A 12,543-nucleotide genomic window follows, 5' to 3' on the forward strand; every position below is an offset into this window, starting at 1 on the left:
AGCCCTGTGCGTTGCTGTGGGAGCGGGCTCGTCCCGCGATGGCTACCCCCAAAATTCCATGTGGGACCAACAGCCCAAAGAGGCGCCCCACGCCACCCACCAGACTGCCCCCATGTACACCAAAAATTTCGTCAACCCTTGCCCAGACTGGGCAACGGCCTTGCTCAACGGCTTCAGCCAGGTGCTGCTGCAGCGTAACCCGCTGTGCGGCCTGTTCTGCCTGCTGGCGATCCTTTTCAGTGCCCCCGAGCTGATCGGCGGCGCGCTGCTCGGCGCACTCGCCGGGTTACTCACTGCGCAGCGCCGCGGCTACAACCGCGTCGACCGCCAGGCCGGGCTGTACAGCTACAACGGCGTACTGATCGGCCTGCTGCTCAGCCATGCCCTGCCCTGGTCGGCCATCCTGCCACCGCTGATCATCGCCGCTGGCGGCCTGAGCAGCATGCTCGTGCACCAGTGGCTCAAGCGTTCCGGCCCGCAGCAGGTACTTTCGGCGTTTACCGCGCCGTTCGTGCTGATCGGTTGGGCGGTGCTGCTGGTCGGCGAACCGGGCGCCAGCAGCGCCGCACCGCTCGAACACAACGCGCTGTATGCCCTGGCCCGTGGCCTGGGGCAGATCTTCCTGCTGGATAACCCACTGGCTGGCCTGCTGATCGCCATCGGCCTGCTCCTGGCCAACCGCTACGCGGCGGCCTGGGCGCTGCTCGGCGCGGCCATCGGCGGCAGCGTGGCGCTGATCGGCGGCGAAGCGAGCGCAGCCTACGCCGGGCTGTACGGTTTCAACGCCGCACTGGCGGCGCTGGCCTTCAGCCAGACGCGCCGGCAACCCTGGCTACCGCTGCTGGCGATCAGCCTGGCGATTGCCCTGCAACCGTTGCTGGCACAACTGCCGGTGCCGGGCCTGACCGCACCGTTCATCCTGGCCTGCTGGCTGCTGCAGATCGGCCAACGCGCGCTGCGTCAACCCCTAGGTCGGCGTGCCGACCGCTTGCACAGCTGAGGCGGTACCCCTAGGCTCAGCGCCATCGTGAAATGGAGTTGAGCATGGATACCCCTTCGAGCTGGCGCGACCGGCTCTACGTTATCGTCTTTCAAAGCGACACGGTTGCCGGCCGGCGCTTCGACAGCATCCTCCTGCTGATCATCTTTGCCAGCCTGGTGACGGTGATCCTCGACAGCATCGACGACGTGCACCAGCGCTACGCCGGCCTGCTGGCGATCATCGAGTGGGGCTTCACTGCGGTGTTCCTGGTGGAATACCTGACGCGCCTGTACTGCTCGCCGAAACCGCTGCGCTACGCCTTCAGCTTCTACGGGCTGGTCGACCTGCTGGCGATCGTGCCGGGGATCATCGCCCTCTACTACAGCGACGCGCAGTACCTGCTGATCATCCGGGTGATCCGCATGCTGCGGATCTTCCGCGTGCTCAAGCTCAGCCCGTACCTCAAGCAGGCCAACTACCTGATGGCGGCGCTGCGCGGCAGCAAGCAGAAGATCATCGTGTTCCTGCTCAGTGTGTCGACCCTGGTTACCGTGTTCGGCACCCTGATGTACGTGATCGAAGGCCCCGAGCACGGCTTCACCAGCATTCCCAAGGGCATCTACTGGGCCATCGTCACCCTGACCACCGTGGGCTTTGGCGACATCGTCCCGAAAACCCCGCTGGGCCAGGTGCTCAGCTCGCTGGTGATGATCACCGGTTACTCGATCATCGCCGTGCCCACTGGGATTTTCACCGCAGAACTGGCCAACGCGCTGCGCGGCGAACAGTTGCAGCACGACTGCCCGACCTGCCGCAAGAACAGCCATGAGCATGGCGCGGCGTTCTGTTCGCGCTGCGGCAATGCGTTGTTCAAGAAAATCGAATAAGCAAAGCACTTTTTAATCTTTTTACGACTAAAGGCCAGCGGCTATAGTCGCTGGCATAATGCCTTCAACCCTGACGACAACAAGGAATGCGCAGTGAAAAAACTCTTCAGTGCCTCGCTTCTCGCCGCCGGCCTGGCCCTGGGCAACCTGGCCCAAGCCGCGCCGACCCTGCTTAACGTTTCCTACGACGTGATGCGCGACTTCTACAAGGATTACAACGCAGCGTTCCAGAAACACTGGGAGGCCGAGCACAAAGAGAAGATCGCGGTGCAGATGTCTTTCGGCGGTTCGAGCAAGCAAGCGCGTTCGGTGATCGATGGCCTGCCGGCGGATGTCATCACCATGAACATGGCCACTGACATCAATGCCCTGGCGGACAACGGCAAGCTGGTGCCGGACAACTGGGTGACCCGTCTGCCGAACAACAGTGCACCGTTCACGTCGGCCACCGTGTTCATCGTGCGCAAGGGCAACCCGAAAGCACTGAAGGACTGGCCGGATCTGCTCAAGGATGGCGTGCAAGTCATCGTGCCAAACCCGAAGACGTCGGGTAACGGCCGCTACACCTACCTGTCGGCCTGGGGTTATGTGCTGAAGAACGGTGGCGACGAAAACAAGGCCAGGGACTTTGTCGGCAAGCTGTTCAAGCAGGCGCCGGTGCTGGATACCGGTGGCCGGGCGGCGACCACCACGTTCATGACCAACCAGATTGGCGACGTGCTGGTGACCTTCGAGAACGAAGCGGAGATGATTGCCCGCGAGTTTGGTCGCGATCAGTTCGAAGTGATCTACCCGAGTGTGTCGGCCGAGGCTGAGCCGCCGGTGAGCGTGGTGGATAAAGTGGTCGACAAGAAAGGCACCCGGGCGGCGGCCGACGAGTACCTGAAGTACCTGTGGTCGCCTGAAGCGCAGGAAATTGCGGCGAACAACTACCTGCGTCCGCGCGATGCGCAGGTGCTGGCCAAGTACACCGACCGCTTCCCGAAAGTGGACTTCCTCTCGGTCGAGAAGACCTTCGGTGACTGGCGCAGCGTGCAGAAGACCCACTTCAACGACGGTGGTGTGTTCGACCAGATCTATACCGGCCAGTAAAGGCTAGGGATTCGTCAGACACAGTTTCACAGAAACTGAAGACGACCGCGGGCAACTTCTAAGGCCTGACAGGCTTCTGGCCACAGGGGATTCAGTGCTAAAGTCGCCGCCATGATATCCCCTGCCGCCACTCACCGCCCGCTGATTGCCTGGACGCTCTATTTCTGCGTCCTGTTCAATCTGTTCGCCTGCGGTTTGGGCCATGGGCAGATGATGGGCCTGAAACTCAACGGCATCGGCGGCGGCTTCTGCTCGGCCATGGGCAACCCCGGGCCGACCCTGAAAAACGACTACAGCGATCAGGGCGTCGCCGGCTGGGATAGCCTGCAAACCTGCCCGGTATGTGCCGCCGCCGTGGTCTGCCTGGCCCTGACGCTGGTGATCGGCTGGCTGCTCGCCGTCGGCCGCCCGCGCCGCTATGCGCGCGAACTGCGCAGCAAGGCCCCGCCGCGCTATTGCTGGCCCTCGGCCAACCCGCGCGCCTCCCCCACTCTGGTCTGACCGCCCCGGCCGCGCCTGCGGCTGCCCGAAACCGGCCCATCGTGCCGCAGCTGCGTGACAGCTGCGGCGGGCCGCTGGCTCACTTCCAGAGTTCGCTCCATGACCCACACTTTCCGTACCCCCGGCTGCGCGGCCCTGCTCTGCGCGCTCTCGTTCAACGCCCTGGCCGACCATGCCGTGACCCTGCCCGAGGTGCAGATCACCGATGTCGAGGACAAGCAGGACGGCGTGCTGCTCGACACCCCTTCGCAAACCGGCTCGCGGCTGGGCCTGACACCCCGGGAAACCCCCGCCTCGATCAGCATCGTCAATCACCGCCAGCTGGAGCAACGCGGCGCGAAGAATACCCAGGACGCCCTGGCCGGGGTGCCCGGCATGACCGCCGCGTCGCCGCCCGGCTCGGCCGGTTCGGTGGCCTACCGGGGCTTTTCCGGGGCGCAGATCACCCAGCTGTTCAACGGCATCAGCGTGCAGTACGACTCGATTGCCGCGCGCCCGGTCGACAGCTGGATCTACGACCGCGTCGAGGCCATCGGTGGGCCGTCGAGCTTCCTGTTCGGCGCCGGCGCCGTCGGCGGCTCGATCAACTACATCACCAAGCTGGCCAGCCGCGACGAGGAATTCAACGAAGGTCGCCTCAGCTACGGCTCCTACGACACTAGCGAAACCGCCTTCGGCTTCAACCACGCGCTGAACGATGGCGACGGCGTGCGCAACTACGCGCGCCTGGACTTCAGCCACACCCGCAGCAACGGCTACGCCGACCGCGAACAGCGCGACGCCTGGACCGTGGCCTTCTCGCTGCTCACCGACATCAACGACCAGCTCTCGCACACCCTGGCCGTGGAGTACCAGAACGAGGTGGTCGACAGCCCCTACTGGGGCACGCCGGTACTCAACCCGCTGGGCGGCGAAATGAAGGTCGACGAAAGCCGACGCTTCGAGAACTACAACGTCGAGGATGGCCGCTACGAGCAGCGCGTGCGCTGGCTGCGCTCGATCACCGAGTACCGCTTCGACGATGCCACGTCCCTGCGCAACACGCTCTATCACTACAACACCGAGCGTAACTTCCGTAACCTCGAAACCTACGCCTACAGCGCCGACAACAGCCATGTGAACCGCTCCGGCGCGCTGCTGCAACGCCACGACCAGGAGCTCAACGGTAACCGCCTGGAACTGCTGCACGAGGGCCAGCTGTTCGGCCGGCGCAGCCAGTGGTCGAGCGGGCTGGATTACAGCCACAACGTGCAGATGACCTACCCGCGCTCAATCAACAAGGTGTTCGACAGCGTTGACCCGGCCAACTTCGCACCGGGTCATTTCTATGACCTGAACGGCATGGTTCCCGGCTATGACAAGAACCGCCAGAACACCGTGAATACCTGGGCGGCGTTCGTCGAGAACCGCCTGCAACTGAGCGACCGGCTGTCGCTGCTGAGCGGCCTGCGCCATGACAGCATCGACCTCGACGTGCACAACTACCGCACGGTCGATGCCAACAATCCGCTGGACTTCAAGCGCAGCTACGAGCCGACCACCGGGCGCATCGGCCTGGTCTACGCGCTGACCCCGGCGGCCAACGTCTACGTGCAGTACAGCACCGCCGCCGACCCGCCCGCGGGCATCCTCAGCACTGCCAGCTTTGCCACAGTGCGCAACTTCGACCTGAGCACCGGCAAGCAGATCGAAGTCGGCAGCAAGTTCGACTTCCTCGACGGCCTTGGCTCGGCAACCATCGCCGCCTACCAGATCGAGCGCAAGAACCTCGCCACCGCCGATCCGGGCAACCCCGGCGTAACCCAGCCGGTGGGCAAGCAGTCGTCACGCGGGGTGGAAGTCGCGGCCTCGTTGCGGGTGACGCCGCAGTTGCTGGCCGAGGGCAACGTTGCCTATGTCGACGCACAGTACGACGAGTTCAACGAGAACGTCGGCGGGCGCAGCGTGTCGCGCAAGGGCAACACCCCGACCAACATTCCCGAGCGCGTCGCCAACCTGTGGCTGACCTACGACATCGACCCGAGCTGGCAGATCGGCGCCGACAGTCGCTACGTGTCGTCGGTGTATGCCGACGCAGCGAACACCCGCTATGCGCCGTCGTACACGGTGTTCGGCGCTTTCGTCGGCTACAAGGTGGATGACGACACGCGCATTACCGCGCGGGTGCGCAACCTGACCGACGAGGTGTACGCCCGCTGGACCTCCTCCAGCATGCTCTACCTCGGCGCGCCGCGAACCCTGGAACTGGCGGTGCAGACCCGCTTCTGACGGATCGGGCCGGGGCCAGGGGCCCCGGCTTGCGAGGAGTTGTGCGATGAAGCGTTACCTGTACCTGTGGCATCGCTGGCTGGGGATTGCCCTGTGCCTGTTCATGGCGCTGTGGTTCTTCTCCGGGATGGTGATGCTGTATGTCGGCTACCCGAAACTCACCCCGCGCGAGCACCTCGCGCACCTGCCGCCGCTGAGCGCGCAGCCCTGCTGCGTGGCGCTGGCGGCGGCCATGCAGGCGGCCGACAGCCAGCGCACGCCAACGCGGATCCGCCTCAGCACGGTGGCTGGCGAGCCGCGCTACCTGTTCAGCTATGCCGGCCGCGAGAACGTGGCGGTCAGTGCACTCAGCGGGCAGAAGCTGGCGCCGAGCGACCGTGCGCAAGCCCTGGCCAGTGCCCAGCAGTACGCGCCAGCAACGCCGCTGAGCTATCGCGGGCTGGTGCAGGAAGACCTCTGGAGCCACTCGCGGGCGCTGGATGCCGACCGACCGCTGCAACGGGTCGAGCTGGACGATGCGGCGAATACCTTGCTGTACATCTCCGGGCAGACCGGCGAAGTGGTGCGCGACGCCACGGCGCTGGAGCGTGGCTGGAACTATGTGGGTGCCTGGCTGCACTGGCTGTATCCGCTGCGCGGACTCGGCCTGGACCGGCTGTGGAGCAACCTGGTGATCTACCTGTCGCTGGCCGCGACGCTGATGGCGCTGCTGGGCGCGGTGATCGGCGTGTTGCGCTGGCGCTTTCGCCAGCCGTATCGCAGCGGCTCGCGCACGCCGTATCGCGGCTTTGCCCGCTGGCATCATCTGGGCGGCTTGCTGTTTGGTGGGCTGGCGATCACCTGGATCTTCAGCGGCTTGATGTCGATGAACCCGTGGCAGCTGTTCGGCTCGGCGACACCGTTGAAGGTGGCGGCGTATCAGGGTGGTGCGTTGGCACCCGCAGCGTTCCCGTTGTCAGCCGCGCAGGTACTGGAGCGCTTTGCCGCCCAGGGGTTCAGGGCGCGTGAGCTGGAGTGGCGGTTGGTCGGCGGCGCCGGCTATGTGGTCGGCTTCGATGGCGCTGGCGGCACGCGCCTGCTGTCGATGGCAGATGGCGCGGTGCTGAATCGCTTGCCGCGCGAGGTGCTGGAACAGGCTGCGGCAGCGGTGCATCCGGGTGGGGTCGGCGAGCTGCTGGAGGGGTATGACTTCTACTACTACGCACGGGCCGAGCAGAGCATGCTCGGGCACCTGGACAAGCGTTTGCCGATGCTACGGGTGAAGTTCGACGACGCCCAGCAGAGCTGGCTGCACCTGGACCTGTATACCGGGGAAGTGCTCGGGGTGCTGGACCGGCCACGCCGGGCGTCGCGCTGGTTGTTTGCCTTGCTGCACAGTTGGGACTGGCTACCGCTGCTGGAACGCCGGCCGCTGTGGGATGCCTGGATGATCGGCTTGAGCCTGGGCGGCTTGTTGATCAGTGTGAGTGGCGTGGTGCTGGGCTGGCGGCGCTTGCGCTAGAACGAACGCCGCTCCAGCGTCTACAAAAGCGGAGCCAGACAGCCTGAAATCGTCAGCCTTTGAACACCAACGCCTTCAACCCACCCGCCACATCGCGGTCAGGAAACTCCGGCGGGTTCTCCAGCCGCTGCACAAACACCAACCCCGGTGCATGCTCGGCCATGCCCTCGATCAAAAAGTCCGGCCCAATCGCCGGGTCGTTCACACAGGCCAGCACCGTCCCCCCCTCAGCGAGCAACTCCGGCAAGCGTCGCAGGATCTTCTGATAATCCTGGGTCAGCACAAAGCTGCCCTTCTGGAACGTCGGCGGATCGATGATCACCAGGTCGTACGGACCCGACTTGCGCACCTTGCCCCACGACTTGAACAGCTCATGCCCGAGGAAGCCCACGCGCCCCAGGTCATGCCCGTTCAAGCGGTGGTTGTCGCGACCGCGGCTCAACGCTGAACGTGCCATGTCCAGGTTCACCACCTGCTCCGCACCGCCGGCAATGGCCGCCACCGAAAAACCACAGGTGTAGGCAAACAGGTTCAGCACGCGCTTGCCCGGCGCCTGCTCGCGCACCCAGCGCCGGCCATACCGCATGTCGAGGAACAACCCAGTGTTCTGCTTAATCCCCAGGTCCAGCTGATAGCGCAAACCGTCTTCGTCGATCACCCGCTGCTCGCATGGCTCGCCGAGCAACCATTGGCCCGGGCTCTCCGGCAGGTAGCGATGCTGGATCAGGATCGATGCCCGCGGCCACTCGGCAGCCGCGGCCAAATCCCGCAGCATCTGCTCCAGAGCGGCCAGTTGTCCGTCCGGCGGCTCGCGGAACAACGACACCAGCAGCACGCCTTGCAACCAGTCCACGGTGATCTGCTCCAACCCCGGCCAGCAGCGCCCACGGCCATGGAATACCCGGCGGGTCTCGGCAGGAGCTGGGCTCAGGGCACCCACCAGGTGGGCATGCAATGTAGCGATTTCAGGGGTCATGGCAACGGTCGCAGGGGCAAAGCGGCATATTCTAGCGCGTCCGCCCCGGGATCCGTGCATGCCGTGGCAATCCCACTCAGCTCACTGGCCTCGCGCCGCCGAAGTGGCGGCTGGTTTGAACCACCAGCCCTGCTGCATGCCGGCGGCCGCCAGCAGGATCGCCGCCACCCCCAGCCATTGCAACAGCCCCAGCTGATGGCCAAAGGCGAACCAGTCGACGAAGATCGCCGCAATCGGGTAGATGAACGACAACGCGCCGGTCAATGCGGTCGGCAGTTTCTGGATCGCGCCATACAGCAGCACGTACATCACCCCGGTGTGGACGATGCCCAACGTGACCAGGCTGGCCAGTTCGCTGCCGCTAGCCGGCAGGCCATGGGTGTTGGCCCACGGCGCCAGCAGGAGGATCCCGGTGCTCACCTGGATCAGCGCGATCAGGTGCGGCGGCGTGCCGCTCAGGCGCTTGATGATCAGCGCAGCCACCGCATAGAGAAACGCTGCACCCAGCGCCAGGGCAATGCCGACCAGGTAGTCGTCGCGGTTAGCGCTGCCCGCGTCGCTGCCATGGGCGCTGACGATGGCCAGCATGCCGAGGAACGACAGCGCCAACCAGAACAGCTTCGGCACGGTGATCTTCTCGCCGAGAAACAACGCCGCCAGGCCCACCAGCATGAACGGCTGGACGTTGTACACCGCGGTGCCGATGGCGATCGAAGCCCGTGAGTAGGAGGCGAACAGCAACACCCAGTTGCCGACGATGGCCACGCCACTGAGCACGGCCAGGGCGAAGGTGGTGCGGGTGAGGATGCCAGGTTTGAGAAAGCCCATGGCGGCGCAGATCAGCAACAAGGTACCGGCACCAAACACGCAACGCCAGAACACCACATCGAGCACCGGTTGCCCGGAGACCAGTACGAACCAGCCGATGGTCCCGGAAATCAGCATCGCGGCAACCATTTCCAGTGACCCACGGCGTAATGAACTGTCCATCTTCCACCTCCTTGACGATGGGTAAAGTATGCCAAGCGTCGCCGGCCCCGCTCCAGCGGATAAAAAAGGCTAGACTGACGAATAACCTTTTTTATCAAGGCTACTTGCGCAAAGTGCCTCAGGAGATTGCAGTGACCGATGACATCGACCAGATCCTGATCCAGGCCTTGATGGACGACTCGCGTCTGTCGCTCAAGGCCCTGGCCCAGCTCAGCGGGCTGTCCTCGCCCAGCGTCAGCGAGCGCCTGCGCCGGCTGGAGGAACGCGGCGTGCTCAAGGGCTACACCGTGGTGATCGACCCGCGCTGCTTCGGCTACCAGTTACAGGCCATCGTGCGCATCCGGCCGTTGCCGGGACAACTACAGGAAGTGGAACGGCAGATCGTCGCCATCCCCGAGTTCACCGAATGCGACAAGGTCACCGGCGACGACTGCTTCATCGCCCGCCTGCACGTGCGCTCGATGGAGCAACTCGACACCCTCCTCGACAGACTCAACAGCCATGCCGAAACCAACACCGCCATCGTCAAGAAGACTCCGGTCAAGCGCCGCCTGCCCCCAATGAATTAATGCCAATTAAAACCCACAGGAAAATTCGCACAACAGTTACCACAACATCACGCGCACTTTAACCAGCGCCTTACCGTTTCAAAAGTAGCTCGTCTTATCTTCAAGAGTGCAGCCAATAGCTATTGTATGCCGGCACCAACGGCATACTTTTTACTCTGGCAAGAGCACACCATGGACACTCGCGAATTCGACTCACTGATTCAAAAGATAGTTGAGCACATTTACACACCACGACGAAGTTCCGATGGTGCCCGCACAATGGCCCGCTATGCACTTCTTGATTCAATCGGTTGCGCCCTCGCGGCACTGGGCAATCCATCCTGCTGCAACTTGCTTAACGCCACAACCTTCAGCCAAAACTATAACAACGGTGCCCGTATCCCCGGCACCCGCACGGTTCTAGCCCCGGTCGAGGCGGCGTTCCATATCGGTACCCTGATCCGCTGGCTGGAATTCAACGACACCTGGCTGGCCCAGGAATGGGGGCATCCTTCCGACAACCTCGGCGCCATTCTCGCGGTCGCCGACTGGATGTCCCGCGAGCAACAGCGCCAGGGCCTGGCCGAACTGCACATGGGCGACGTGCTCGAGGTGATGATCCGCAGTTACGAAGTGCACGGCGTACTGTGCCTGGAAAACTGCTTCAACGCCCTGGGCATCGACCACGTGATCTTCGTCAAGGTGGTCTCTGCGGCGGCCGCCAGCTACCTGATGGGCCTTGAGCACGAGCAGGCGCTGAATGCCGTGTCCAATGCGTTTATCGACGGTCACGCACTGCGCACTTACCGTCACGCGCCCAACGCCGGCACCCGTAAATCTTGGGCAGCCGGCGATGCCAGTGCCCGTGGCGTACAACTGGCGCTGTTCAGCCGCGCCGGGGAAATGGGCTATCCCAGTGCCCTCAGCGCCAGCAAATGGGGCTTCAACGATGCACTGTTCCGCGGCCAGGCACTGAGCATGAGCCGAGTGCTGGGCGAGTATGTGATCAACAATATCCTGTTCAAGGTGCCCAACCCGGCTGAATACCATGCCCAGACGGCAGTCGAAGCCGCCATCGGTCTGCATGCGCAGATGCGCGCCCAGGGCATCGGCATCGACGCTATCGAGCGCATCCAGATTCACACGCAAAAACCAGCCATGCAAATCATCAACAAGCGCGGCCACCTGAACAACCCGGCCGACCGCGACCACTGCCTGCAATACATGGTGGCAGTGGCCCTACTGACGGGCGACCTGACGTCGGCCGACTTCGAAGCCCCCATGGCTGACAATGCGCAGGTGGAAGAACTGCGGCGCAAGATGCACTGCGAAGAGTGCCCGACGTTCACCGCAAATTATTACGCCGAAGATAAGCGCTCGATTGGCAACCGCCTGAAAATTCACTTCCGTGGAACTACCCCAGCCCTGGAAGCCACCCTGGAATACCCGCTCGGGCATCGGCTACGCCGTGCAGAGTGCTTTCCACTTTTACTGGAAAAGTTCCGCCGCAATGCCGCCGAGCATTATCAGCCGGAACGTATTCTGGCCCTCGAAAATTTGATCGGCGACGCCGCCCGACTTGAAACATTGCCGGTGCACGCGTTCATGAGCGCCTTGATCTGACCCCCGTAATTCGCATTCATACGCAGGACTAAAAACATGAAACAATGTCTGCTCGTCGGCTGTGGCGCAGAAATTGGCGCAAACTTGCTGTTACTGAATACACCCGAAGTTGATCAGTTCACTATTTCCACGGTGATCACTAACCCACCGCCGCTGGATAAACACTATCCGCACCTGACGGCCATCCACGGTATCGTTGCCAAACTAGCCCTCGCACAACCGGCGGCGCTGGAACGGCTGACCGTGGTGTCGCCGACACGCCTGTGCATCGATCAGCGCCCGGTCGACTTCATTTTTGCCAACCCGGCCGAGCGCCAACTGATGCTGCCAGGGCGTTTCGACTTGGCCATCATCGCCACCGCCAAGGCCGATATCCTCCCGGACAGCCCGGTGGCGAAGGCCATCGGTGAACTCGCCGCCGTGGTGGTCGGGGTCGCCGAAGCCGATTCGGCCAACAGCATCTATGGCTGCCTGGCCGGGCTGGAGGCGCCACAACTGCCGAGCCTGGACAACCAGGTCATCGAACGCGGCCTGTACTGTCTCGGTTCGTGCCAGACCAATGGCATGCACGCCTCGCTGCGTGTGGTACTCGAAGCCCTGGCAATGAAGGCCCGCAGCGCCAGGGCAGTCCTGTCGATCCAGACCGACATCGTTCACCCCGACACGCCCAACGGCGTACTCGGCACGCGGTCGTTCGAAGGGCGGATGCAGGATGCGCGCAACAACCTGCGCCCGAGTTTCTCGCAGATCGTACAGAGCCGGCGCAAGGTGCTGCCTTGGGCCGATCTGCTCAACACCGTGTCGTTGCGTGCGGCCGTGCAGGCACCGGGTTATCAAATCAACCGCTTCGTGGTTGCCGACCAGGGTTTGCTGAGCAAACAGGACATCATCGCCGCCAGCACCGCGGTCAACCGGCGCCACCCGGCGGTGGTGGCAGGCACCGATGTGCCGCTGGGCAGCCGCGCCTTCAGCGCCAGCGCGCGCTGCGCCACCTTGCTGCTGGACGATGCCCACCTGCTGCTGCAGCGCCCTGCTCACCTGGCACGCCAGGGCCTTACGGAAATCATTCTGCAGGGCTACGTCAGCAATACCCTGGGTTACTCCGCACTGGTTCTGCGCACCCTGCAGGCTATCGCCAGCGGCCAGCCACTGCCTGTGTTCGCGGGGGTCTGAGC

At 63.7% G+C, this 12,543-nt stretch carries 11 protein-coding genes; 9 read left to right on the top strand and 2 right to left on the bottom strand.

Features of this window, described 5'->3' with window-relative positions; genetic code table 11:
- The first annotated feature begins 112 nt into the window (after positions 1–112).
- From DCO48_RS21475 to DCO48_RS21500, 6 genes are all read left to right on the top strand, one after another.
- The gene (locus tag DCO48_RS21475) at positions 113–1,000 is read left to right on the top strand and encodes an urea transporter (RefSeq protein ID WP_116552618.1); all 888 of its coding nucleotides are present in this window, start codon (positions 113–115) and stop codon (positions 998–1,000) included.
- Between the two features lie 44 nt (positions 1,001–1,044).
- Entirely contained in the window at positions 1,045–1,869 is an 825-nt protein-coding gene (locus DCO48_RS21480) for an ion transporter (RefSeq protein WP_116552619.1), read from the top strand.
- A gap of 93 nt (positions 1,870–1,962) precedes the next feature.
- Positions 1,963–2,961 carry a sulfate ABC transporter substrate-binding protein gene (locus DCO48_RS21485; protein WP_116552620.1) on the top strand — a complete coding sequence of 333 codons (999 nt, stop codon included), beginning with the start codon at positions 1,963–1,965 and terminating at the stop codon, positions 2,959–2,961.
- A gap of 111 nt (positions 2,962–3,072) precedes the next feature.
- Positions 3,073–3,462: a DUF2946 domain-containing protein gene (locus DCO48_RS21490; protein WP_116552621.1), complete on the top strand. Its 390-nt coding sequence runs from the start codon at positions 3,073–3,075 to the stop codon at positions 3,460–3,462.
- A 99-nt stretch (positions 3,463–3,561) separates the two neighbouring features.
- Positions 3,562–5,730: a TonB-dependent siderophore receptor gene (locus DCO48_RS21495; protein WP_116552622.1), complete on the top strand. Its 2,169-nt coding sequence runs from the start codon at positions 3,562–3,564 to the stop codon at positions 5,728–5,730.
- Between the two features lie 46 nt (positions 5,731–5,776).
- Positions 5,777–7,231, top strand: coding sequence for a PepSY domain-containing protein (locus DCO48_RS21500; protein ID WP_116552623.1), 1,455 nt, complete (start codon positions 5,777–5,779; stop codon positions 7,229–7,231).
- Between the two features lie 52 nt (positions 7,232–7,283).
- On the opposite strand, the gene DCO48_RS21505 is transcribed toward DCO48_RS21500, so the two are convergent.
- Positions 7,284–8,207, bottom strand: a complete 924-nt coding sequence (locus tag DCO48_RS21505; protein WP_116552624.1) for a class I SAM-dependent methyltransferase — start codon at positions 8,205–8,207, stop codon at positions 7,284–7,286.
- Positions 8,208–8,288: 81 nt separating this feature from the next.
- Positions 8,289–9,197: a DMT family transporter gene (locus DCO48_RS21510; RefSeq protein ID WP_116552625.1), complete on the bottom strand. Its 909-nt coding sequence runs from the start codon at positions 9,195–9,197 to the stop codon at positions 8,289–8,291.
- A gap of 131 nt (positions 9,198–9,328) precedes the next feature.
- On the opposite strand from DCO48_RS21510, the gene DCO48_RS21515 reads away from it, so the two are divergent.
- The 3 genes from DCO48_RS21515 (at position 9,329) to DCO48_RS21525 (ending at position 12,541) form a co-directional block, all read left to right on the top strand.
- On the top strand, positions 9,329–9,766 hold the full coding sequence (locus DCO48_RS21515; RefSeq protein ID WP_116552626.1) for an Lrp/AsnC family transcriptional regulator: 438 nt from the start codon (positions 9,329–9,331) through the stop codon (positions 9,764–9,766).
- Positions 9,767–9,937: 171 nt separating this feature from the next.
- Positions 9,938–11,368, top strand: a complete 1,431-nt coding sequence (locus tag DCO48_RS21520) for a bifunctional 2-methylcitrate dehydratase/aconitate hydratase (protein ID WP_116552627.1) — start codon at positions 9,938–9,940, stop codon at positions 11,366–11,368.
- A gap of 36 nt (positions 11,369–11,404) precedes the next feature.
- Positions 11,405–12,541: a hypothetical protein gene (locus DCO48_RS21525; RefSeq protein ID WP_116552628.1), complete on the top strand. Its 1,137-nt coding sequence runs from the start codon at positions 11,405–11,407 to the stop codon at positions 12,539–12,541.
- The last annotated feature ends 2 nt before the right edge of the window (positions 12,542–12,543 follow it).

Source organism: Pseudomonas sp. SDI (genome assembly GCF_003105155.1).
In the GTDB taxonomy this organism is placed as follows: domain Bacteria; phylum Pseudomonadota; class Gammaproteobacteria; order Pseudomonadales; family Pseudomonadaceae; genus Aquipseudomonas.